The 21,205-nt window shown below is 71.0% G+C and carries 22 protein-coding genes; 9 read left to right on the forward strand and 13 right to left on the reverse strand.

The window, feature by feature from the left end:
- Window positions 1-345: 345 nt before the first annotated feature.
- Window positions 346-987 carry a DNA-3-methyladenine glycosylase gene (locus IE252_RS35450; protein ID WP_190093586.1) on the reverse strand — a complete coding sequence of 214 codons (642 nt, stop codon included), beginning with the start codon at window positions 985-987 and terminating at the stop codon, window positions 346-348.
- Window positions 988-1,072: 85 nt separating this feature from the next.
- Between IE252_RS35450 and IE252_RS35455 the strand changes: the two genes are divergently transcribed.
- The 3 genes from IE252_RS35455 (at window position 1,073) to IE252_RS35465 (ending at window position 3,096) form a co-directional block, all read left to right on the forward strand.
- Complete coding sequence (locus IE252_RS35455; RefSeq protein ID WP_190093587.1) at window positions 1,073-1,855, forward strand: sporulation protein; 783 nt, start codon at window positions 1,073-1,075, stop codon at window positions 1,853-1,855.
- A 40-nt stretch (window positions 1,856-1,895) separates the two neighbouring features.
- Window positions 1,896-2,432 (forward strand): YbhB/YbcL family Raf kinase inhibitor-like protein, encoded by a 537-nt coding sequence (locus tag IE252_RS35460; RefSeq protein WP_190093588.1) that lies wholly within the window; start codon window positions 1,896-1,898, stop codon window positions 2,430-2,432.
- Between the two features lie 157 nt (window positions 2,433-2,589).
- Window positions 2,590-3,096: an HNH endonuclease gene (locus IE252_RS35465; RefSeq protein ID WP_101392297.1), complete on the forward strand. Its 507-nt coding sequence runs from the start codon at window positions 2,590-2,592 to the stop codon at window positions 3,094-3,096.
- Between the two features lie 63 nt (window positions 3,097-3,159).
- Here IE252_RS35465 and IE252_RS35470 read toward each other — a convergent pair whose 3' ends face one another.
- The 4 genes from IE252_RS35470 to IE252_RS35485 all read right to left on the reverse strand — a co-directional run bounded on the left by IE252_RS35470 (window position 3,160) and on the right by IE252_RS35485 (window position 6,309).
- Entirely contained in the window at window positions 3,160-3,933 is a 774-nt protein-coding gene (locus IE252_RS35470) for a sulfite exporter TauE/SafE family protein (RefSeq protein ID WP_190093589.1), read from the reverse strand.
- Window positions 3,934-4,026: 93 nt separating this feature from the next.
- Window positions 4,027-4,956, reverse strand: a complete 930-nt coding sequence (locus IE252_RS35475) for an SPFH domain-containing protein (protein WP_190093590.1) — start codon at window positions 4,954-4,956, stop codon at window positions 4,027-4,029.
- A 79-nt stretch (window positions 4,957-5,035) separates the two neighbouring features.
- Window positions 5,036-5,458 (reverse strand): NfeD family protein, encoded by a 423-nt coding sequence (locus tag IE252_RS35480; protein WP_190093591.1) that lies wholly within the window; start codon window positions 5,456-5,458, stop codon window positions 5,036-5,038.
- A 59-nt stretch (window positions 5,459-5,517) separates the two neighbouring features.
- Window positions 5,518-6,309, reverse strand: a complete 792-nt coding sequence (locus IE252_RS35485; RefSeq protein WP_190093592.1) for an ABC transporter ATP-binding protein — start codon at window positions 6,307-6,309, stop codon at window positions 5,518-5,520.
- 138 nt (window positions 6,310-6,447) lie between these two features.
- On the opposite strand from IE252_RS35485, the gene IE252_RS35490 reads away from it, so the two are divergent.
- On the forward strand, window positions 6,448-7,245 hold the full coding sequence (locus IE252_RS35490) for an Rv1486c family protein (RefSeq protein ID WP_190093593.1): 798 nt from the start codon (window positions 6,448-6,450) through the stop codon (window positions 7,243-7,245).
- Between the two features lie 250 nt (window positions 7,246-7,495).
- On the opposite strand, the gene IE252_RS35495 is transcribed toward IE252_RS35490, so the two are convergent.
- The 3 genes from IE252_RS35495 to IE252_RS35505 form a co-directional block, all read right to left on the reverse strand.
- Window positions 7,496-7,741: a chaplin gene (locus IE252_RS35495; RefSeq protein ID WP_190093594.1), complete on the reverse strand. Its 246-nt coding sequence runs from the start codon at window positions 7,739-7,741 to the stop codon at window positions 7,496-7,498.
- A gap of 156 nt (window positions 7,742-7,897) precedes the next feature.
- Window positions 7,898-8,539 carry a response regulator gene (locus tag IE252_RS35500; RefSeq protein ID WP_101387663.1) on the reverse strand — a complete coding sequence of 214 codons (642 nt, stop codon included), beginning with the start codon at window positions 8,537-8,539 and terminating at the stop codon, window positions 7,898-7,900.
- Window positions 8,532-9,677, reverse strand: a complete 1,146-nt coding sequence (locus tag IE252_RS35505; RefSeq protein WP_190093595.1) for a GAF domain-containing sensor histidine kinase — start codon at window positions 9,675-9,677, stop codon at window positions 8,532-8,534. Before IE252_RS35505 ends, IE252_RS35500 begins: the two co-directional genes overlap by 8 nt.
- A 226-nt stretch (window positions 9,678-9,903) precedes the next feature.
- Here IE252_RS35505 and IE252_RS35510 point away from each other — a divergent pair, with 226 nt between their 5' ends.
- The 3 genes from IE252_RS35510 to IE252_RS35520 all read left to right on the forward strand — a co-directional run bounded on the left by IE252_RS35510 (window position 9,904) and on the right by IE252_RS35520 (window position 12,650).
- Window positions 9,904-10,602: an SDR family NAD(P)-dependent oxidoreductase gene (locus tag IE252_RS35510; RefSeq protein WP_190093596.1), complete on the forward strand. Its 699-nt coding sequence runs from the start codon at window positions 9,904-9,906 to the stop codon at window positions 10,600-10,602.
- A gap of 28 nt (window positions 10,603-10,630) precedes the next feature.
- Window positions 10,631-11,716: an S-adenosylmethionine:tRNA ribosyltransferase-isomerase gene (locus IE252_RS35515; protein ID WP_190093597.1), complete on the forward strand. Its 1,086-nt coding sequence runs from the start codon at window positions 10,631-10,633 to the stop codon at window positions 11,714-11,716.
- A gap of 268 nt (window positions 11,717-11,984) precedes the next feature.
- Entirely contained in the window at window positions 11,985-12,650 is a 666-nt protein-coding gene (locus IE252_RS35520; RefSeq protein WP_190093598.1) for a transglycosylase SLT domain-containing protein, read from the forward strand.
- A 76-nt stretch (window positions 12,651-12,726) separates the two neighbouring features.
- Here the strand turns inward: IE252_RS35520 and IE252_RS35525 are convergent, their stop codons facing one another.
- Complete coding sequence (locus IE252_RS35525) at window positions 12,727-15,318, reverse strand: ABC transporter ATP-binding protein/permease (RefSeq protein WP_190093599.1); 2,592 nt, start codon at window positions 15,316-15,318, stop codon at window positions 12,727-12,729.
- Between the two features lie 256 nt (window positions 15,319-15,574).
- Here IE252_RS35525 and IE252_RS35530 point away from each other — a divergent pair, with 256 nt between their 5' ends.
- Together IE252_RS35530 and serB are read left to right on the forward strand one after the other, a co-directional pair.
- Window positions 15,575-17,167, forward strand: coding sequence for a streptophobe family protein (locus IE252_RS35530; RefSeq protein ID WP_373298666.1), 1,593 nt, complete (start codon window positions 15,575-15,577; stop codon window positions 17,165-17,167).
- A gap of 309 nt (window positions 17,168-17,476) precedes the next feature.
- Window positions 17,477-18,733 carry a phosphoserine phosphatase SerB gene (gene serB, locus IE252_RS35535; protein WP_190093600.1) on the forward strand — a complete coding sequence of 419 codons (1,257 nt, stop codon included), beginning with the start codon at window positions 17,477-17,479 and terminating at the stop codon, window positions 18,731-18,733.
- Between the two features lie 68 nt (window positions 18,734-18,801).
- Here the strand turns inward: serB and IE252_RS35540 are convergent, their stop codons facing one another.
- The 4 genes from IE252_RS35540 to IE252_RS35550 all read right to left on the reverse strand — a co-directional run bounded on the left by IE252_RS35540 (window position 18,802) and on the right by IE252_RS35550 (window position 21,192).
- Window positions 18,802-19,320, reverse strand: coding sequence for a SixA phosphatase family protein (locus IE252_RS35540; protein WP_190093601.1), 519 nt, complete (start codon window positions 19,318-19,320; stop codon window positions 18,802-18,804).
- A 77-nt stretch (window positions 19,321-19,397) separates the two neighbouring features.
- Entirely contained in the window at window positions 19,398-19,604 is a 207-nt protein-coding gene (locus tag IE252_RS35545; RefSeq protein WP_190093602.1) for a hypothetical protein, read from the reverse strand.
- 168 nt (window positions 19,605-19,772) lie between these two features.
- A complete protein-coding gene (locus tag IE252_RS44045) occupies window positions 19,773-19,889 on the reverse strand; it encodes an SGM_5486 family transporter-associated protein (RefSeq protein WP_257582640.1) in 117 nt (38 codons plus the stop codon).
- A gap of 4 nt (window positions 19,890-19,893) precedes the next feature.
- A complete protein-coding gene (locus IE252_RS35550) occupies window positions 19,894-21,192 on the reverse strand; it encodes a CynX/NimT family MFS transporter (RefSeq protein WP_190093603.1) in 1,299 nt (432 codons plus the stop codon).
- Window positions 21,193-21,205: the final 13 nt, after the last annotated feature.

The raw sequence follows: 21,205 nt of genomic DNA on the forward strand, positions 1-21,205 counted from the left end.
CACGCTGTTGAGTTCTCAAGGTACGGACGCTTCCTTTGTTCCCGTTTCCGGGCCCTCCGGGCGCTTCCTTCGTTTCCGACTCTATCAGACTCTTTCGTGTCCGATTCCCGGTCAGCGGGATTCGCTTTCGGGGTTTTCGCTTTCGCGGTTTCCCTTTCGGCGTGGTCACTACTTTAGCTGATTTCCCGGGCGGCTCATAATCGAGCCACTAAATCCGAATTCCGGCATGCCGAAACAAGGACCCGTTGGGGTCAGTCGTAGGTAGTGGGTGGCCGCTTCGGGTTGCTGAACAGCAGGGCCCGTCTCAAGCGGCTCGGGCTACGTTAGGCGTCCGGCCGGGCCGAGTCAAGTTGCGCGGCGGCGCGGCTGATGCGCCCGGTACGGGCTGACTGTCGGGTCGTCAGAGATCCAGAACCGCCAGGGATGTGGGGCTCCGTCGCCGCCCACTCCGGTGCGCGGTCCACTGCGTACCAGGTCGGCGGGTGGCGGGGTCCCCATAAGTACGGAGAGCGGGGCATCCGTACCGGTGCAGAGGTCCGTGCCGTCGAGGGCCCGGTCGACGTCCAGGGCCGTGGCCAGCCGGGCCGGTCCTTTGGCCAGTTCCTTGTCATTTCGGGCCGAGATTCGACGTTTACGCGCGAGCTCCGCGCCCACCTGGATCTCGCCCGCCCGGAGCAGGACCCCGCTCGCCGCGCCCTCCGGCCCGCACACCACGTTCAGGCAGTGCCACATCCCGTACGTGAAGTAGACGTACGCGTGGCCGGGCGGGCCGAACATCACGCTGTTGCGGGCCGTGCGGCCGCGGAATGCGTGCGAACCGGGGTCGTTCGCGCCGTCGTACGCCTCCACCTCCGTGAGCCGCAGCTCGACCGGGCCGTCGGCGGTGCGGCGGACCAGGGTGCGGCCCAGGAGGTCGGGGGCGACCTCCAGGACGGGGCGGTCGAAGAATCCGCGTGGGAGTGGCGTACGTTCGGGGCCCGCGATCATGGCGTCCGAGCGTACCCGGTGGGGGGACGGAACCGGAGGCCGCGATTGTGCGTTTAGTGGGGGCAGGATCTATGGAGGGAACAGCATGGGGTTCAAGCGGCTGCTTGCGAGTCTGGGTGCCGGTGGCGCTTCGGTGGAGACCGAGCTGACCGAGGCGAACGTAGTGCCGGGCGGTGTCGTCCAGGGCGAGGTCCGGATCCAGGGCGGATCCGTGGACCAGCAGATCGAGGGGCTCTCGGTCGGTCTCCAGGCGCGCGTCGAGGTCGAGGGCGGTGACCACGAGGCCAAGCAGGACATCGAGTTCACCAAGCTGCGCCTCGGCGGTGCCTTCGAGGTGAAGGCGGGCGCGGTGCACGTGGTGCCGTTCGGCCTGGAGATTCCTTGGGAGACCCCGGTCACGACGGTCGACGGCCAGCCGCTGCGCGGGATGCACATCGGTGTGACGACGGAGCTGGAGATCGCGCGCGCCGTGGACTCGGGCGACTTGGACCCGATCAACGTGCACCCGCTGCCGGCGCAGCAGGCGATCCTCAACGCCTTCATCCAGTTGGGCTTCCGCTTCAAGAGCGCGGACATGGAGCGCGGGCACATCCGCGGCACGCGCCAGCGGCTGCCGTTCTACCAGGAGATCGAGTTCTACGCGCCGTCGGAGTACCGGGGCCTCAACCAGGTGGAGCTGACCTTCGTCGCGGACGACCGCGCGATGGACGTCGTCCTGGAGATGGACAAGAAGCCGGGTCTGTTCAGCGAGGGCAGCGACTCGTACCGCTCGTTCCAGGTGGGTCTGCACGACTACCAGGGGACGGACTGGGCGGCGTATCTGCACCAGTGGCTGGCGGAGGTCGGCGGTCGGCGCAACTGGTTCTAGGCTCGCCTTCGTCACTGGTTACCGATCAGGAGGTGCCCGCGTGAGCGAGCTCAAGAGGCCGCCGCTCCCCCATGACTTCCACCCCGAGGTGCCCTCGTTCACCGTGGTGAGCGAGGACGTCCAGGAGGGTGCGCCGCTGCAGGACGCCCAGGTGTACGCGGCCGGGAACACGTCCCCCCACCTTCGGTGGGAGGGGTTCCCGGCGCAGACCCAGAGCTTCGCGGTGACGTGCTTCGACCCGGACGCCCCGACGGGCAGCGGGTTCTGGCACTGGGTGGTGTTCGACATCCCGGCGTCGGTGACCGAGCTGCCGGTCGGCTCGGGCAGCGGGAAGTTCGAGGGTCTGCCGGCCGGGGCGGTCCAGGTCCGCAACGACTACGGGTCGAAGGACTTCGGCGGGGCGGCTCCGCCGGCCGGGGAATCGCACCGCTATGTGTTCACCGTTTACGCGGTGGATTCCGCGAAGCTGGGACCGGGCGCGGACGTGTCGCCCGCCGTCGTCGGATTCAATCTGCGGTTCCACACTCTGGCACGCGCCCAGCTGATCGGTACGTACACCGGTCCCTCGAACAGCTGACTCCGGGTAGCTGATCGTTCCTTCATTGTTTGCCCTGCTCTGGTCTTGGAGAGATCAGAGCAGGGCATTTTTAATGCGTTGTCCGTTGTGGCAAGCCCGGCCAGAGTTGATCCAAGCCCGCCAGGGGGTGGGCCGGCACTACACGGAGGTGGGCAGGATGCGGGACACGCTGGTACTGAACGCGAGCTTCGAGCCGCTGTCGACGGTCACTCTCAACCGTGCGGTCGTGCTGGTCCTCCAGGACAAGGCCGTCGTCGAGCAGGAGCATCCCGAGCTCAGGATGCGCGCGGCCGCGGTGGAGATACCGGTGCCGCGGGTGATCAGGCTCTGCAGGTACGTACGGGTGCCGTTCCGAAGACAGGCTCCGTGGTCGAGAAGGGGGGTGCTGGTCCGGGACCAGCACCGGTGCGCGTACTGCGGACGGCGCGCGACGACCGTGGACCACGTGGTGCCGCGGGCTCAGGGCGGGCGGGACAGCTGGCTCAATACGGTGGCGTCCTGCGCGGAGGACAACCATCGGAAGGCCGACCGGACGCCGGAGGAGGCGGGAATGCCGCTGTTGCGGGAGCCGTTTGTGCCGTCTCCTGCGGATGCGATGCTGCTCGGCATGGCGGCCGGTGATCGGTCCGCTCTGCCGGAGTGGTTGGCTCGGGGGGCCGCGTAAGCGCACGCTGTAAGCGTCAGTTAAAAGACTGGGGCGAGGCCTAGGCCTCGCCCCAGTCTTTTCTCAGCGCAGCAACAGCTGCACGATCGCCACCACACCCACCGCGATGATCACCCCCCGCAGCACCGCCGGCTTCAGGCGGCGGCCTACCTTTGCTCCGATCTGGCCTCCTATCGTCGAGCCGACCGCGATGAGCAGGACCGCCGTCCAGTCGAAGTCGGCGACGAAGAGGAAGAAGATCGCGGCGACGCCGTTGACCAGGGCCGCGAGGATGTTCTTGACGGCGTTGATGCGCTGCAGGCTCTCGGAGAGCAGCAGGCCCATCAGGGACAGGTAGAGCACGCCCTGTGCCGCGCCGAAGTAGCCCCCGTACACGCTGGCGAGGAAGAGGCCGACGAGCAGGACGGGGCCACCGTCGGGGTGGGCCTGGGTGCCGTTGGCCTCGCGGCGGCGCTTGACGGCGGCGGCGATGCGCGGCTGGAAGAGGACGAGCAGCAGCGCGAGGCCGACCAGTACGGGGACGATCGCGTCGAACGCGTCGGACGGCAGGGCGAGCAGCAGGATCGCGCCGACGAGTCCACCGAGCAGGCAGGTGGACGTGAGGCGCAGGATGCGGCGGGTCTGGCCGCGCAGTTCGCGGCGGTAGCCGATGGCTCCGCTGATGGAGCCGGAGACCAGGCCGAGGGTGTTGGACACGTTCGCCGTGATCGGCGGGAGACCGATGGCCAGCAGCACGGGAAAGGTGATCAGGGTGCCTGAGCCGACGATCGTGTTGATGGTGCCCGCGCCGATGCCGGCCGCGAACACCGCGAGTGCTTCCCAGATGGACAACGCCATCTCCTTACACAATCAGTGAGACGCCTCCCCGCCATGGAGGTCGAGGGGCCGCACCGATCATGCACGGATGATGTACCGCACAGTCAACTGGTCTCAGTCGACGGGCGGTTCTTCGCGGCGCTCGGATCCCGTGTTGAAGCCGGGCATCCCGCTGCCGAGGTTGCCGAACGCGCCGGACAGTCCCTTGAGCGCGTCGCCGATCTCGCTGGGCACGATCCAGAGCTTGTTGGCGTCGCCCTCGGCGATCTTCGGGAGCATCTGGAGGTACTGGTACGAGAGGAGCTTCTGGTCGGGGTCGCCCGCGTGGATGGACTCGAAGACCGTACGGATCGCCTGGGCCTCGCCCTCGGCGCGCAGCGCGGCGGCCTTGGCCTCGCCCTCGGCGCGCAGGATCGCGGACTGCTTCTCGCCCTCGGCGCGCAGGATCTCGGACTGCCGGACACCTTCGGCCTGGAGGATCGCGGCGCGCTTGTCACGGTCGGCGCGCATCTGCTTCTCCATCGAGTCCTGGATGGAGGTCGGCGGCTCGATGGCCTTGAGCTCGACGCGGTTGACGCGGATGCCCCACTTGCCGGTGGCCTCGTCGAGGACGCCGCGCAGGGCCGCGTTGATCTCCTCGCGGGAGGTGAGGGTCCGCTCCAGGTCCATGCCGCCGATGATGTTGCGGAGCGTGGTGACGGTGAGCTGTTCGATCGCCTGGATGTAGCTGGCGACCTCGTACGTGGCGGCGCGGGCGTCGGTCACCTGGTAGTAGATGACGGTGTCGATGTTGACGACCAGGTTGTCCTGGGTGATCACCGGCTGCGGCGGGAACGGCACGACCTGCTCGCGGAGGTCGATGCGGTTGCGGATCGAGTCGATGAACGGGACGACGATGTTCAGGCCCGCGTTCAGCGTCCTCGTATAGCGGCCGAAGCGCTCCACGATGGCCGCGCTGGCCTGCGGGATCACCTGGATGGTCTTGATCAGGGCGATGAAGACCAGCACCACCAGAATGATCAGGACGATGATGATCGCTGACATCGCGTTCCCCGTGCCTTTCTTGCCTCTAGGAAGTGCTCGGCAGCTGTGCGGCTCCCGGCCCGGATGATCCTGGCATGGTTCACATGACGATGGCAGTCGCTCCGTCGATCTCGACCACATCGACCTGCTGGCCGGGGTCGAAGGACCGGTCGGCGTCGAGGCTGCGGGCCGACCAGATCTCGCCCGCCAGTTTGATCCGGCCGCCGCTGCCGTCGACCCGTTCGAGGACGACGGCCTGACGGCCCTTCAGCGCGTCGATGCCGGAGGCGAAGCGGGGCCGCTCGGCGCTGTGCCGGGCCGCGATGGGCCGGACGACGGCGATGAGGGCGACGGAGACCACCACGAACACCAGCACTTGCGCGACGGTGCCGAGGCCCAGGCCCGCGGCCACGGCCGCAGCGACCGCGCCGACGGCCAGCATGCCGAACTCCGGCATGGCGGTCAGCACCAGGGGAATCCCGAGAGCCGCCGCCGCGATCAGCCACCCAACCCATGCGTCCACGAGGTCATCGTAGGTCCGGGGGCCCCGTCACGGACAGTGCGCCCGGGGAGCGCCCGGGGTCAGCCGAGGGGCAGACCGGTCGCGGAGTAGCGGTCGCCGCGGTGTTCGACGACCAGCGGGAGTCCGAAGCAGAGGGAGAGGTTGCGGGAGGTGAGCTCGGTCTCCATGGGGCCGGCGGCGAGCACCTTGCCCTGGCGGATCATGAGGACGTGGGTGAAGCCGGGGGCGATCTCCTCGACGTGGTGCGTGACCATGACCATCGAGGGCGCGTACGGGTCGCGGGCCAGGCGGCCGAGGCGGCGGACCAGGTCCTCGCGGCCGCCGAGGTCGAGACCGGCGGCCGGCTCGTCGAGGAGCAGCAGCTCGGGGTCGGTCATCATCGCGCGGGCGATCAGGGTGCGCTTGCGCTCGCCCTCGGAGAGGGTGCCGAACTTGCGGTCGACGTAGTCGGTCATGCCGAGCCGGTCGAGGAAGGCGCGGGCGCGCTCCTCGTCGACGGCGTCGTACTGCTCCTGCCAGGTGGCGGTCATGCCGTACGCGGCGGTGAGCACCGTCTGGAGCACGGTCTGGCGCTTGGGGAGCTTGTCGGCCATGGCGACACCGGCCATGCCGATGCGCGGGCGCAGCTCGAACACGTCGACCTTGCCGAGGCGGTCGCCGAGGATCTTCGCCGTACCCGTGGTCGGGTAGAGGTAGCTGGAGGCGATGTTGAGGAGGGTGGTCTTGCCGGCACCGTTGGGGCCGAGGATCACCCAGCGCTCACCCTCCTTGACCGACCAGGAGACGTCGTCCACCAGAGCGCGTCCGTCGCGGACCACGGATACGTCCACCAGCTCCAGTACATCGCTCATGAGCGCGTTGTCTCCCCATGCAATCGTCTTGAGGTCCGGGCTGTGCCTGTGGGCAGGGTCCCGGGGAAATCTCCCAGGGAAAACCTACGCCACCGAGGGAGTGGACCTGCCGTGAGGGCCAGTACCTAGGCTGGGTCCATGTTCTCGGAACCACGTTCAGGTCGGCTGGCCGCATGGGGAAACGCCCTGTTGGCCGGGAAAGTTTCACCGGATGACGCCGCGTCGGCGATCGTCGGGGACGACACGGTGCACCGGGTGGCGGGGGTGCCGGGCGAAGCGGGGCCGGTGGGGCTCACGCTGGCGCTCGGGCGGCTGCGGGGGCTCGGGGTGACCGGTTTCCGGGTCGCGCTGCCCGCGCCGGGGCATCCGCTGGGGCTCAGCGGGCCGCCGGAGTTCAACGCGCGGGCGCTGGACGCGGCGGAGGCGGTCGTCGGGTACGGGGCGCCGCACGGGCTTGTGCCGGAGGTGACCGAGGTGGGGCCCGCCGGTGATGTGCGGGTGGAGGTCGTCTGGCAGTGCCTGGCGGTACGGGAGGCGCCGCCGGCCGATGTGCCCTCGCTAGGGGAGGCGGAGCGCGAGCTCGCGGAGGCGCTGCGGGATGCGACGGTCGCGTTGACCCGGCTCGACGTGGCCGGGTCGGGGCCGGCGGCGGAGGCGGCGATCGACGCGTACCGGGCGCGGGCCGAGGGGCCTGACTCTCCGGTCCTGGCTCCCGGGTATCCGCCTCGGGCGGTGCGGGTGCTCGAGCTTGCCCGGCGGGTGGGGCTGCTGGTGGAGGTGGCTGCGGCGGCGGAGGGTGTTGGCGGGGCCGTGAGTGCGTCTGAGCTCGCCGCTCGGGCTGAGGTGTTGCGGCCGGTGGAGCGGGTGGCTCGGCGGGCTCGGGTGGCGGCGTACAACTCGTACGTGGAGGGTCCCCCACCCCGCCCCTTCCCCTAAACCCTCCGGGGGTGGGTGGGTGGTGGAGGCTCGCTTCCCGGGGGCTTCGCCCCCGGACCCCCTTGTGTTCGTCTGCGGGCCGTCCCCAACTGGTCGCGCAGTTCCCGCGCCCCTAGGTAGGTAGGGGCGCGGGGTACTGCGCGAGCAACCCAGCACCGGGCCGCAGACGACCCAACCCCCACCCGGCCGCCCGCCAGAGGGCTTTCGGGAAGGGGTGGGGTGGGGCTACAGACGCTCGGCGGGGGTGGCGTCAGGAGTTGGAGGACTCGTTGCCGAAGGCCGGGTTGAGGAGGCCCACGACGTTCAGCGAGTTGCCCGTGGCGTTGATCGGGACCTGGACCGGGACCTGGACCAGGTTGCCGGAGACCGCGCCCGGGGAGTTCTCGGCCTTGCCGTGCGCGTCCGCCCCACCGTGCGCGGCAGCCGCACCGGCGCCCGCTGCGACGATTCCTCCGGCGACCATGGCGACGGCGGCGGCCTTCTTCAGGTTCTTCACTTCAGGTTCCTCCTGGTCTCGCTGCGACGGTCCGTCGCTAGCACGCACTGGAGAACGCCCACCGGTCGCCGGGGATGCGCCGGACGGGTGACATCCACCCGACGGTATGAATCTTTCACTGGAGCATGACGATCCGTATTTACGCCTATACGGCGGTCAGGTCGTCAGGCCGTGCCGGACCGCCCACAGGGCCGCCTGGGTGCGGTCCGCCAGATCCAGCTTCATCAGGATGTTGGAGACGTGGGTCTTCACCGTCTTCTCGGAGAGGACCAGGGCCCGGGCGATCTCCCGGTTGGAGCGGCCGTCCGCGATCAGGCCCAGGACCTCGCGCTCGCGCTCGGTGAGCGAGGTGCCCCGGCCCTGGCCGCCGCCCGCGTCGTCCTGGGAGAGCAGCGCGCCCGCGACCTCGGGCTGGAGCAGCACGTGCCCCGCGTGCACAGAGCGGATCGCGCCGGCCAGCGCCTCCGGGTCCACGTCCTTGTAGACGTAGCCCGCCGCGCCCGCCCGCAGCGCGGGCACCACCGTGCGCTGCTCGGTGAAGCTGGTGACGATCAGCACCTTCGCCGGGTTGGCGAGGGAGCGCAGCTTGCGGAGCGCCTCGATGCCGTCCATGCCGGGCATCTTCACGTCCATCAGGACGACGTCCGGCTTGAGCTCCTCGGCGCGGGCGACCCCCTCGGCGCCGTCGGCGGCCTCGCCGACGACCTCTATGTCGTCCTGGACCTCCAGGAACGTCCGCAGGCCGCGGCGGACCACCTGGTGGTCGTCGACCAGGAGGACTTTGATGCTGTCAGCCACCTGGCACCTCCATCTCGATCGTGGCGCCCTCTCCGGGCGCCGATTTCACGATGAGCCGGCCGCCGACGCCGCCGGCCCGGTGCCGCATCGACACCAGGCCGAGGTGGCGCCCGGCGCGGCGGACCGCACGGGGTTCGAATCCGCGGCCGTCGTCGACGACCCGCAGGGCGGCGCCCTGGCCGCGCCGGACGAGAACGACCGAGACGTGCTCGGCGTCCGCGTGGCGCAGGGCGTTGTGCAGGGCCTCCTGGGCGACGCGCAGCAGCGCCTCCTCCTGGGCGGGCGGAAGTGCCCGGACTCCGCAGTTCTCGAAGGTGACCTCGGCGCTGTGGGCGCGGTCGAGGACCTGGATCTGGGTACGGAGGGTGTTGACCAGGCCGTCCTCCTCCAAGGCGGCCGGGCGCAGCTCGACCACGGCCGCGCGCAGTTCGTCGGCGGCCTCCGCGGCGAGCGCGGCGACCTGCTGGAGCTCGCCCTTGGCGCGCGCGGGGTCGCGGTCCACCAGGGCCGCCGCGGCCTGGGCGGTCAGCCGGAGCGAGAAGAGCTTCTGGCTGACCGCGTCGTGCAGCTCGTGGGCGAGGCGGGTGCGCTCCTCGGTGATGGTGAGCTCGCGGCTGCGCTCGTAGAGCCGGGCGTTGGTCAGGGCGATCGCCGCGTGCTGGGCGAGGATGCCGAGCAGTTCGGCGTCGTCCTCGGTGAAGCCGCAGCCGCCCTCCGGCTTGGGGCAGCGCTTGTTGGCGAGGAAGAGCGTGCCCAGCGTCTCGTCGCCGTCGCGGATCGGCACGCCCAGGAAGTCGGACATGTCGGGGTGCGCGGCGGGCCAGCCGCCGAAGCGGGGGTCCTTGCGGACGTCGGCTATGCGCTCCGGCTTCTGGTCGTTGAGCATCGCCGCGAGGATGCCGTGCTGGCGCGGCAGCGGGCCGATCGCCTTCCACTGCTCGTCGCTGACGCCGTCGACGACGAACTGGGCGAAGCCGCCGTGGTCGTCGGGGACGCCGAGTGCCGCGTACTCCGCGTCGAGCAGGTCGCGGGCCGAGGCGACGATCGTCTTGAGGACGTCGCGGACCTCCAGATGCCTGCTCATGGCGAGGAGTGCGGTGCTCACGGCGGCGAGGCCGGAGCTCGGTCGGTGGCTCATGGGATCACCGTACCCGTGGGGTGTGACGGTGCGTATCCGCCTGTGGACGGCGGCCGGATGGGTCCCGGGGACTAGGTCGAAGTGCCTTGGGCGGCTGGGGCGCGCGGCTGAGGCGGCGGGGGCGGGCGGGGAGCGACGCTGGGGCTGTCGGCGGACCGGGGCCCGTGCGGCCGACGCGCACCGCCGACGGACAGCGACGCAGCGGACTGCGAGGGGACGGAAGATCATGCCGGTAGCGATCATCACGGGTGCTTCGAAGGGGCTTGGGCGGGCGCTCGCGCGGGCGTTGGCCGCCCGGGGCTGGGACCTCGTCCTGGACGCCAGGACGGCGTCCGTACTGAAGGAGACGGCCGACGCGCTGGACGGACACGGAACGAAGGTGGTGGCGCTCGTCGGGGACGTGACGGACGGCGCGCACCGCCGGGCGCTGGTGGCGGCGGCCGGGGAGCTGGGCGGGCTCGATCTGCTCGTGCACAACGCGAGCGCGCTGGGCGCCGAGCCGCTGGTGCCGCTGGAGCGGCAGAGCCTGGACGGGTTCCGGGCGGCCCTGGAGACCAATGTGGTGGCGGCGCTGGGGCTCGTGCAGGAGTCGCTCGCCCTGCTGCGGGACTCGAAGGCGGGGGCGGTGCTGGCGGTCAGCTCCGACGCGGCGGCCGAGGCCTATGCGACCTGGGGCGGTTACGGGGCGTCCAAGGCGGCGCTCGACCACTTGGCGGCCGTGCTCGCGGTGGAGGAGCCGGGGCTGCGGGTGTGGGCGGTGGACCCGGGCGACATGCGGACCGATCTGTACCGGGCGGCCGTGCCGGGCGACGAGGACGAGCGGCCCGAGCCCGAGACGGTGGTGCCGGGCTTCCTGAGCCTGATCGAGCGCCGCCCGGCGAGCGGGCGGTACGCGGCCCCCGCGCTGGTGGAGGTGGCCCGGTGAGGCGGGGCCCGGGCGGAGCGGGGGCACGATGACGGCGGACATCGCCCTCCGGGTGCCCGAGGAGCTGATGGCCTCGGTGCCCGCCGAGGTGCGCGGCTCGGGGCGGGACGACGTGCGGCTGATGGTGTCGCGCGGCACGGAGGTCTCCCATCACGCGTTCCGGGAGCTGGCCGGGCAGCTGCGGGCCGGGGACGTCCTGGTGGTCAACACGTCGGCGACCATGCCGTCGGCCGTGGACGGCACGGTCGACGGCGAGCGGGTGGTCGTGCACTTCTCGACGCTGGGCGCGGACGGGCGCTGGGCGGTCGAGCTGCGCACCCCTGAGCCGTCGGGCAGTACCCGGCGGCGTACCGGCACGCGCGCGTGCACGACGGTGGCGCTGCCGGGCGGGCGGCGGCTGTGCCTGGAGGAGCCGCTGAGCGCGGACGGGGACCGGCTGTGGTGGGCCCGTGCGGACACCTCGGACGTGCCGGGGCTGCTCGCGCGGTACGGGCGGCCGATCCGGTACGCGTACACCTCGGGCGATCAGCCGCTCTCCGCGTACCAGACGGTCTTCGCGCTCTCCTCGCCCGACGGGGTGGGCTCGGCGGAGATGCCGAGCGCGGCGCGGCCCTTCACGGTGGAGCTGGTCGCGGAGCTGGTGCGGCGCGGGGTGCAGTTCGCGCCGATCACCCTGCATACGGGGGTGGCCTCGGCGGAGGCGCACGAGCCGCCGTATCCGGAGCGGTTCGAGGTGCCGGTGTCGACGGCGCGGCTGGTGAACGCGGCCAGAGCAGGCGGTGGGCGGATCGTGGCCGTGGGGACCACGGCGGTGCGGGCCCTTGAGTCGGCCGCCGGGGTGGACGGGGTGGTGCGGCCCGCGTCCGGGTGGACGGATCTGGTGGTGACGCCGGAGCGCGGGGTACGCGTGGTGGACGGGCTGCTGACCGGGCTGCACGAACCGGAGGCCTCGCACCTGCTGATGCTGGAGGCGATAGCGGGGCGGACGGCGATAGGGGCCGCGTACGCCGAGGCGCTGAGCGCGCTCTACCTCTGGCACGAGTTCGGCGACGTCCACCTCATACTTCCGGACGACAACCGTGACGCACCGAATTGCTCCTGCAACTGTTGGTGAGACTGTTACGCGGTCGATGTGAGCCCGGGCATAGGACGCACATCACTTACGAAGCAGCGTAGTGGAGAGATAAGGGCCCTGTGAGCGGGGCGAGCGGGGGCGGGAGGTGCTTTTTCCCCGCCCCTGATCCACTATCCCGCTTCGTACGTCACACCTTTGCCACAGGATTTTGCGGCCGCTAAGAATGGCTCCCGTCGCACAGCGCTGCGGCTCACCGCCGCGGCGCTTTCGTGTGCCGTCCCCGCCATTCGGAAGAGGTCCCACAACCATGCCCGAGTCCAGCAACCCTGGTCACAGTCGTCTGAACAAGACGCACAAGATCTCGATTGCCGGTGTCGCCGCTCTCGGCGCCGCCGCCCTCGCCTTCTCTGTCCTGCCGGGCAGTGGCGAGTCGGGTACCGCCGTGGCCGCCGAGCCCGTCGCCTTCTCCGTGACCGCCGCCGGCACCAACGCCAAGGCCGTCGAGGCGAGCATCGCCAAGCAGCACGTCACCGCCGCCAAGCAGGCCAAGGCGAAGGCCGAGGCCGACGCGAAGGCCAAGGCCGAGGCCGAGGCGAAGAAGCGCGAGGCCGACGCCGCCGCGAGCCGCGCCGCCGCCCGCAAGCCGGTGTACGCCAACAACCTGGACGGCTGGATCAAGCAGTCCCTGGACATCATGAAGTCCAAGGGCATCCCGGGTTCGTACAACGGTCTGTACCGCAACATCATGCGCGAGTCGACCGGCAACCCGAACGCGATCAACGGCTGGGACATCAACGCCATCAACGGCACCCCGTCGATCGGCCTCCTCCAGGTCATCCAGCCGACGTTCAACGCGTTCCACGTGTCCGGCACGTCGACCAACATCTACGACCCGGTCGCCAACATCACCGCCGCGGCGAACTACGCGGCGAACAAGTACGGCTCGATCGACAACGTCAACGGCGCCTACTGACGAACGCCGACGGCACACGCCGAAGGGCGGCACCCCGTGTGGGGGGCCGCCCTTCGGCGTGTGTGCGGGGCCCGCGCTACTTGCGCATGACCTCCGGCTCGTGGCGGCGCAGCAGCCGCGCGACCGCGAAGCCGCAGATGACGCCGAGGGCGATCAGCACGGTGATGTTGATGCCCCACTGGCTCGCCGAGTGCTTCCACAGCGGGTCCAGGTCGGTGGGGTTGTTCTGGTCCCACGGCGGCATCAGGTGCGCGAGGTCCAATGTCGTACCGGCGCCCGCGATGGCCCAGCGCGAGGGCATCAGCCAGGCGAACTGCTCGAGGCCGATCGAGCCGAAGACCTTGAAGAGGATGCCGGTGAAGACGACCTGCACGATGGCGAACATGACAAGGAGCGGCATGGTCTTCTCGGCGGTCTTCACCAGCGAGGAGATGACCAGGCCGAACATCATCGAGGTGAAGCCGAGGGCGATGACCACCAGGCAGATCTCGACGGCCGGCGGCATGATCAGGCCCTCCTTCGGGAGCTCCCGGGTGGAGAAGCCGATGCCGCAGATGATGACGCCCTGGATCGCGGTGATCACGCCGAGCACGATGACCTTGGACATCAGATAGGCCGAGCGGGAGAGGCCGGTGGCCCGTTCCCGTTCGTAGATGACCCGTTCCTTGATCAGTTCTCGTACGGAGTTGGCCGCGCCCGAGAAGCACATGCCGACCGCGAGGATCAGCATGATCGTGCCCGCGTCGCTGTTGAACTTGCTGGCGCCGGTGGGCGGGGCGAGGCCGAACTTCGCCGGGATGACCACGCTGACCGCGCCGAGGACGGCGGGCAGTATCACCATCAGGCCCAGGAAGCCCTTGTCGGAGGCGATGACCGAGGAGTACCGGCGCATCAGCGTCCACAGCTGCGAGCCCCAGCCCTGCGGCTTGGGCGGGCGCATCTGGTTGGGGGACGGCATCTGCACCGACTGGGCGGCCACCGCGTCGATGTCCGCGGCGTACATCTGGTAGTGCTGCGAGCCCTTCCAGCGGCCCGCCCAGTCGTAGTCGCGGTAGTTCTCGAAGGCGGAGAAGACGTCGGCCCAGGTGCCGTAGCCGAAGAAGTTCAGCGCCTCCTCGGGCGGACCGAAGTACGCCACCGAGCCGCCCGGTGCCATCACCAGGAGCTTGTCGCAGATCGCCAGCTCGGCCACCGAGTGGGTGACGACGAGGACCGTGCGGCCGTCGTCGGCGAGCCCGCGCAGCAGCTGCATGACGTCGCGGTCCATGCCCGGGTCCAGGCCCGAGGTCGGCTCGTCCAGGAAGATCAGGGACGGCTTGGTCAGCAGCTCCAGGGCGACCGAGACGCGCTTGCGCTGGCCGCCGGAGAGGGAGGTGACCTTCTTCTCCTTGTGGATGTCCAGCTTGAGCTCGCCGAGGACCTCGTCGATCCGCTGCTGGCGCTCGGCCTCGCTGGTGTCGGCGGGGAAGCGCAGCTTGGCCGCGTACTTCAGCGCCTTCTTGACGGTCAGCTCCTTGTGCAGGATGTCGTCCTGCGGGACCAGACCGATGCGCTGGCGCAGCTCGGCGAACTGCTTGTACAGGTTCCGGTTGTCGTAGAGGACGTCGCCCTGGTTGGCGGGCCGGTAGCCGGTGAGCGCCTTGAGCAGGGTGGACTTGCCGGATCCCGAGGGGCCGATGACGGCGATCAGCGACTTCTCCGGGACGCCGAAGGAGACGTCCTTGAGGATCTGCTTGCCGCCGTCGACCGTCACCGTGAGGTGGCGGGCCGAGAAGGAGACGTCACCGGTGTCGACGAACTCCTCGAGGCGGTCGCCGACGATACGGAAGGTGGAGTGACCGACGCCGACGATGTCGTTCGGGCCGAGCAGCGCGGAGCCGCCCTTGGCGATCGGCATGCCGTTGACGTACGTGCCGTTGTGCGACCCGAGGTCGCGGATCTCCATACGGCCGTCGGGCGTCGAGTGGAACTCGGCGTGGTGGCGCGAGACCTGCAGGTCGGAGACGACCAGCTCGTTCTCCAGCGCACGGCCGATGCGCATCACCCGGCCGAGGGCCACCTGGTGGAACGTGGTGGGGCTGCGGTCGCCGTAGGCCGCCGACGCGCCCGCCGCCGGGCCGGGGCCGTGCTGCGGCGGGACCTGATGCGGGACGTGCGCCTGCGGGGGCTGCTGCTGCGGCGCCTGCTGCCAGGCCTGCTGCGGCGCCTGCTGGGGAACCTGCTGCTGCGGGGCCGCCTGCTGGGGCTGCTGCGGGGCCCAGCCCTGGCCGCCCTGCTGGGGCTGCTGCGGCGGGGCCTGCTGCGGCGCCTGCTGGGCGGCGGCCGGCGCGCTGTACGCGGCGGCTCCCGCCGGGGCAGCGGCGGCGGCACCGGTGAGATTCAGCCGCGGGCCGTCCGTCGCGTTGCCCAGGTGCACCGAGGACCCGGGGCCGATTTCCATCTGGTGGATCCGCTGACCCTGCACATAGGTGCCGTTGGTGCTGCCGTGGTCCTCGATGACCCAACTCCGGCCGCCCCAGCTGATCGTGGCGTGCCGCCACGAGACCCTGGCGTCGTCGATCACCATGTCGCCCTGCGGATCACGTCCGAGGGTGTACGACCGGGACGCGTCGAGCGTCCAGGTCCTGCCATTCAATTCCAGTACGAGTTCCGGCACTCCATGCCCCACTTGTTGTCCCCCGAGCAATCCCCCGATACAGGGAGTCTAGGGATGGCGAACATCGTGGGGAACTATTTCAGGCCCGGGCTCGTATCCGAAACCCGACCCTTGTGAATTAGTGGCACAGACCTGTTGCAGTCGAGCAACAGCCGTGTGCGCGTGCGCCGTTGACTCAGGAGAAACGCGCCCGGAAAGTAGTAAGCACCCATGACTGCGTACGGATCATGCGCGAATGGGACAACTTGGACCAATCCCGGGGGGCCTGATGAGCAGGGGCGACAGGGGCGGGAAGAGCGTTTCCGGGGGGCTCGGGACCCCGGATGCTACCGGGGCCCGAGGGGCGCCCGACGGCATTCCCTGGGCCGATGTCCTGCTGGCTTCCCTCGCCTCGGTCAGCTGGGCGCTGGTCGCGATGGCGGGCACGGCTGCCCTCGGGCTGCATCTGCTCGGCGCCGACGCGGCCGGGGCGCTGGGGCCGATGACGGCGGCCGTGGTGGTGCTCGGTGCGGGCGGCTCGGTCACCCCGTCGGGCGACGTCTCGGCGTTCGGTCTGACGGGTGCGCAGGCGAAGACGGCCGTCGAGATCACGCCACTCGGGGTGTCGCTCGCCGGGGCGCTGCTGCTCGCCTTCTTCTTCCTGCGCTCGCTGCGGGCGGCGGGCGCGGTGCTGCCCGGCGCGGAGCTCGCGGCGCGGGCGGGCGGGGTCGTGGTGCTGTTCGTCGGGGTGGTGGCGGGGCTCGCCTGGGCGGGCCACGACCTGGTCACCATCGACGGGGGCTCGCTCGGCCTCGACACCGGGAAGTCGCCGGGCAGCGGCGGGGTGTCGATCCCCGGGCTCGGCGACCTCGGGGACATCGGGGACATCGGCGGGCTGCTGCCGGACCGGCTCGGCAAGCTCGCCGATGCCAAGGCTCAGGTCGGCTTCACCGTGAACACGGCGGACTCGCTGGCGGGCGCGGTGTTCTGGGTGCTCGGGGTGCTGCTGGTCGCGCTGCTCGCCTCGCGGCGCTCCCCGCTGCCGCGCGGCTGGGAGTGGGTGCACCGGGTCGTGCGGCCCGCCGCGTCCGCGCTGGTCGCGGTGGTCCTGGTGGCGGTGGCGGCGGGGCTCGCGGCGGCCGCGTACGCGATGGCGGGCGACGGGCATCCCGGGCGCATCGCGGGCGCCGCGCTGCTCGGGGCGCCGAACGGGGTGTGGCTGGCGCTGCCGCTCGGCCTGTTCGTCCCCTGGAACGGCCATGCCACGGGGGCGCTGGTGCAGGTGCTGCCGGACCCGCTGGACAAGCTGCTCGGCTTCAAGGACGACCAGAGCGTGAGCCTGGGGCGGCTGGCCGAACTGGACGGGCGCGTCTGGCTGCTGGCCGTCGCCACGGGCGTGATGATGCTGTACGCGGGGGTGCTCGCGGCGGCGCGTACGCCGGTTCGGGGGTTGTCGGCGGGCGCGTTCGCGGGGCGGTGCGCGGTGGGGCTGGGTGTGGCGACCGCGGTCGCGCTGCCGCTGCTGGTGTGGCTGACGGGGGTGTCCGCGGACGCGTCGCTGTCCGTGTTGGGGTTCAACGCGTTCGGGGCGGGGGTGGAGCTGCACGGGAACGCGGGGCTTGCGCTGGTCCTTGGGGCGGGGTGGGGGGCGTTGGCTGGGTGTGTGGGGGGCTTGCTGGCTTACGGGGTGGGGGCTGCGGGGCGGCGGGCCGCGCCGCTGGCCTCGGGCGGGGCCTTGCCCGGTCCGGCGCCGGTGGGGCCGTCTGCGGAGGAGGTGTACGGGCGGGCGGGGCCCTACTCCCCCTCGCCGGTGTATCGGCCTCCGGTGGACGAGACGAATCCGTATCTACGGGGAGATGGCCCCTCCCCGCCCCTTCCCTAAACCCTCCGGGGGATCGTTCGTCTGCGGACCGTGGGGGGGGGCTGGTCGCGCAGTTCCCCGCGCCCCTGAGATGCGCCCCTGCGGGGCGCCCAGGGGGATGCCGCGGAGCGGCATCCTTAGGGGCGCGGGGAACTGCGCGAGCAACCCACCACCGGCCCGCAGACAGACCCCGGGCCGACTTCCCCGTCACCCCTGAGTGACCAACAGGTTTCGCTCCGCTGTCATCTTGGGTTTCTTAAGGGACACAGCTGTCCGGTGGGCGGGACAGGGCGTCGGGGGGACTCGGGCGGCCTATACGGTGGAAGCACCATGAGCGCTTCTCAGCCCCCCCGCCCCGCTGGTCAGAACCCTGACGTGCCCCTCCTGGACGCGGACACGCCGACCCTGCTCGTCAAGATCTTCGGGAAGGACCGGCCGGGGATCACCGCCGGGCTCTTCGACACCCTCGCCGCCTACTCCGTCGACGTCGTCGACATCGAGCAGGTCGTCACCCGTGGCCGTATCGTCCTGTGCGCGCTCGTCACCGAGCCGACCGTGAGCACGGAGGGCGAGCTGCGGGCCACCGTGCACAGCTGGGCGGAGTCGCTGCGGCTCCAGGCCGAGATCATCTCCGGTACCGGCGACAACCGGCCGCGCGGCAGCGGGCGTTCGCACGTCACCGTGCTCGGGCACCCGCTCACCGCCGAGTCCACGGCGGCCATAGCGGCCCGGATCACCGCGACCGGCGGCAACATCGACCGTATCTTCCGGCTCGCCAAGTACCCCGTGACGGCGGTCGAGTTCGCCGTCTCCGGCACCGAGACCGAGCCCCTGCGCACCGCGCTCGCCACCGAGGCCGCGGCCCTCGGCGTGGACGTGGCCGTCGTCTCGGCGGGGCTGCACCGCCGCGCCCAGCGGCTGGTCGTCATGGACGTGGACTCCACGCTCATCCAGGACGAGGTCATCGAGCTCTTCGCCGCGCACGCCGGGTGCGAGGACAAGGTCGCCGAGGTCACCGCCCAGGCGATGCGGGGCGAGCTCGACTTCGAGCAGTCGCTGCACGCGCGCGTGGCGCTGCTCGCCGGGCTCGACGCGTCCGTCGTGGACAAGGTCCGCGCCGAGGTGCGGCTCACCCCCGGCGCCCGCACCCTGATCCGTACGCTCAAGCGGCTCGGCTACCAAGTGGGCGTCGTCTCCGGCGGGTTCACCCAGGTCACCGACGACCTGATGGAGCGCCTCGGGCTCGACTTCGCCTCCGCCAACACCCTGGAGATCGTCGACGGCAAGCTCACCGGCCGCGTCACCGGGGCCGTCGTGGACCGGGCGGGCAAGGCGCGGCTGCTGCGCGAGTTCGCGGCCGAGGCGGGCGTCCCGCTCGACCAGACCGTGGCGATCGGCGACGGCGCCAACGACCTCGACATGCTCAACGCGGCCGGTCTGGGCGTCGCGTTCAACGCCAAGCCGGTGGTCCGCCGGGCCGCCGACACCGCCGTGAACGTGCCGTTCCTGGACACCGTGCTCTACCTCCTCGGCATCACCCGGGAAGAGGTCGAGGCCGCCGACGGCTTCGTGGACCTGCCCCACTAGCCACGTACAGCACAGAAGGGCCCCGGCGGCGTTTCCTCCGCTCCGGGGCCCTTTCCCGTACGTACGTCTTACGCGTGCGGCGCCCAGAAGTCCGTCAGCCTGCCCACGCCGTGCTCCACCGTCTTCCACGAGCCGGTGAACGCCACCACCGCGAACGCGGCCGTCGGGAAGCCGCTGCGGTTCATCCTCGGCAGCACGTCCCCCTCGGACTCGCCCGCCAGCGCGTCGGCGAGCGCGTGCATCCCGGGGTTGTGGCCGACCAGGAGGACGTTGTCGACGTCGTCCGGCGTCTCGTTCAGGAGGGCGAGCAGCTCGCCGAGCGAGGCCTCGTACAGCCGCTCCTCGTACACGGTCCTGGGGCGGTGCGGCAGTTCCTGCACGGCCAGTTTCCAGGTCTCGCGGGTACGGGCCGCGGTCGAGCAGAGAGTCAGGTCGAAGGCGATTCCGGTCTCGGCGAGCCTGCGCCCGGCCACCGGGGCGTCCGTGCGGCCGCGGTCGGCGAGCGGCCGGTCGTGGTCGGACACCTGGGGCCAGTCGGCTTTCGCATGCCGGAGGAGGACGATCCTGCGGGGTGTGTCGACGCTCATGCCCAACAGCTTCGCACGAATCACGCCATCGGGCGCAGGGTCCCGATGAGCTCTCGCGCCAGGGTTGACAAGGGTGTTCACCGGGACAGCGAGTGCTGAATGCGGTCCATGAGGTGGCTGAGAGCGGGGTCCCCGGATGCGGCCTCGGCGTCGTGCGAGCCCGTGATGAGCACCAGCAGCACGACGAAGGCGACGGTGGGGAGCGCAACGCCCCACCAGGGGAGCCGGAAGTCGGCGCGGCCGGTGGCCGGCTGGGTGGACCGGGTGTGCGTACGGGCCGACATGGCCGCCTCCGTAAATCCGTAAAGGTGAAGTACGTGGTCTCGCTGACGTACTTCGAACCTACGGAAGGGGGAGCCCGGAGCCCATCGGGTGACCCACCCACTTACCCCGGGGCTTTTCCCCCTAGGGGATAGGGGGGCCAGCACCACCATGGGGCGCGTCGGCGCAGGTCAGGGCGAGGCGATCGTCGCGATCACGGCGATGACCACCGTGATCGCCAGCATCGCGCCGAGCACGATGAGGAGCTTCTTCTGACCGTTCTGGGGGTTCGGGTCGAGCACAGGCATGCGCTCAGTCTCGCATCCCCGCTTCGTCCTCCACCGTCCGGTCCCGGCCCGCCAGCGAACCGACGACGATCTGCGGCACCATCAGGCCCGCCATCAGCGCGATCGGCAGGCCCCAGCCGCCGCTGCTGTCGTAGAGGGCGCCGACCAGGGTGGGGCCGGGGATGGAGATGAGGTACCCGGTGGACTGGGCGAAGGCGGAGAGCCGCACCACGCCGGTGCCGGTCCGGGTGCGCATCCCGATCATGGTGAGGGCGAGCGGGAAGGCGCAGTTGGAGATGCCGAGCAGCAGCGCCCAGGCCCAGGCGCCGGCGGCCGGGGCGAAGTAGAGGCCCGCGTAGCCGGCCAGGCCGCAGGCGCCGAGGACGGCGACGATCGGGCCCTGGTTGCGCATCCGGGTGGCGACGCGCGGGATGACGAACGCGAGCGGCACGCCCATCACCATGGTCACCGCGAGCAGCACGCCGGCGGTCCCGGCGGACACCCCGGCGTCCCGGAAGATCTGCGGCATCCAGCCCATGGTGATGTACGCGGCGGTGGCCTGGAGGCCGAAGAAGCAGGCGAGCGCCCAGGCGGTGCGACTGCGGGTGATCTTGAAGGCGGGGGCCTCCGCCTCCTCGCGGACGGCCGAGGGCTGTCCCGCCGTACGGGAGCCGCGGTCGCGGACGAGCAGCAGCCACGGCAGTACGGCGACGGCGGCGAGCAGCGCCCACACGCTCAGGCCGGTGCGCCAGCTGCCGCCGAGCGCGTCGGTGACCGGGACGGTGGCGGCGGCGGCCAGGGCGGTGCCGGCCGCGAGGGCCATCGAGTACAGGCCGGTCATGGAGCCGACGCGGTCCGGGAAGTACCGCTTGACGATCACCGGCATCAGCACGTTGCTGACGGCTATGCCCATCAGGGCGAGCGCGCTGGCGGCGAGGAAGCCGGGGGTGCCGCCGGCGAACGGCCGCAGCAGCAGGCCCGCGGCGATCGCGACCATGCCCGCGCAGACGACGACGGCGGGGCCGAAGCGGCGGGCGAGGCGGGGCGCGAAGACGCCGAAGACGGCGAAGCAGAGCGGCGGTACGGAGGTGAGGACACCGGCGACGCTGCCGCTCATGTGCAGCCCGTCGCGCACCTCTTCGAAGAGCGCGCCGAGGCTGGTGATGGCGGGGCGCAGGTTGAGCGCGGCGAGGACGAGGCCGACGAGCACGAGGCGGATGGTCCACGGCGCCGGTCCGCCCGTGCGCTCGCTCGCGAGGGCTTCTTGGGAGGTGTGGGGTGTGCTGCCCGGCGCGGGGCTCAGGGTGCGGGTCTCGTCGGCCATGGCCCCATCATAG

Source organism: Streptomyces melanogenes (assembly GCF_014649795.1).
Lineage (GTDB): Bacteria > Actinomycetota > Actinomycetes > Streptomycetales > Streptomycetaceae > Streptomyces > Streptomyces noboritoensis.

Excerpts from the sequence above, each read along its gene's own strand:
- IE252_RS35475 (WP_190093590.1), bottom strand. The coding sequence starts at position 4,956 with ATGTCAGCGATCATCATCGTCCTGATCATTCTGGTGGTGCTGGTCTTC.
- IE252_RS35455 (WP_190093587.1), top strand. The coding sequence starts at position 1,073 with ATGGGGTTCAAGCGGCTGCTTGCGAGTCTGGGTGCCGGTGGCGCTTCG.
- IE252_RS44045 (WP_257582640.1), bottom strand. The coding sequence starts at position 19,889 with ATGCCTGTGCTCGACCCGAACCCCCAGAACGGTCAGAAGAAGCTCCTC.
- IE252_RS35505 (WP_190093595.1), bottom strand. The coding sequence starts at position 9,677 with ATGAGCCACCGACCGAGCTCCGGCCTCGCCGCCGTGAGCACCGCACTC.
- serB (WP_190093600.1), top strand. The coding sequence starts at position 17,477 with ATGAGCGCTTCTCAGCCCCCCCGCCCCGCTGGTCAGAACCCTGACGTG.
- IE252_RS35545 (WP_190093602.1), bottom strand. The coding sequence starts at position 19,604 with ATGTCGGCCCGTACGCACACCCGGTCCACCCAGCCGGCCACCGGCCGC.
- IE252_RS35470 (WP_190093589.1), bottom strand. The coding sequence starts at position 3,933 with ATGGCGTTGTCCATCTGGGAAGCACTCGCGGTGTTCGCGGCCGGCATC.
- IE252_RS35450 (WP_190093586.1), bottom strand. The coding sequence starts at position 987 with ATGATCGCGGGCCCCGAACGTACGCCACTCCCACGCGGATTCTTCGAC.
- IE252_RS35465 (WP_101392297.1), top strand. The coding sequence starts at position 2,590 with ATGCGGGACACGCTGGTACTGAACGCGAGCTTCGAGCCGCTGTCGACG.
- IE252_RS35515 (WP_190093597.1), top strand. The coding sequence starts at position 10,631 with ATGACGGCGGACATCGCCCTCCGGGTGCCCGAGGAGCTGATGGCCTCG.
- IE252_RS35490 (WP_190093593.1), top strand. The coding sequence starts at position 6,448 with ATGTTCTCGGAACCACGTTCAGGTCGGCTGGCCGCATGGGGAAACGCC.
- IE252_RS35520 (WP_190093598.1), top strand. The coding sequence starts at position 11,985 with ATGCCCGAGTCCAGCAACCCTGGTCACAGTCGTCTGAACAAGACGCAC.
- IE252_RS35485 (WP_190093592.1), bottom strand. The coding sequence starts at position 6,309 with ATGAGCGATGTACTGGAGCTGGTGGACGTATCCGTGGTCCGCGACGGA.
- IE252_RS35510 (WP_190093596.1), top strand. The coding sequence starts at position 9,904 with ATGCCGGTAGCGATCATCACGGGTGCTTCGAAGGGGCTTGGGCGGGCG.
- IE252_RS35550 (WP_190093603.1), bottom strand. The coding sequence starts at position 21,192 with ATGGCCGACGAGACCCGCACCCTGAGCCCCGCGCCGGGCAGCACACCC.
- IE252_RS35530 (WP_373298666.1), top strand. The coding sequence starts at position 15,575 with ATGAGCAGGGGCGACAGGGGCGGGAAGAGCGTTTCCGGGGGGCTCGGG.
- IE252_RS35540 (WP_190093601.1), bottom strand. The coding sequence starts at position 19,320 with ATGAGCGTCGACACACCCCGCAGGATCGTCCTCCTCCGGCATGCGAAA.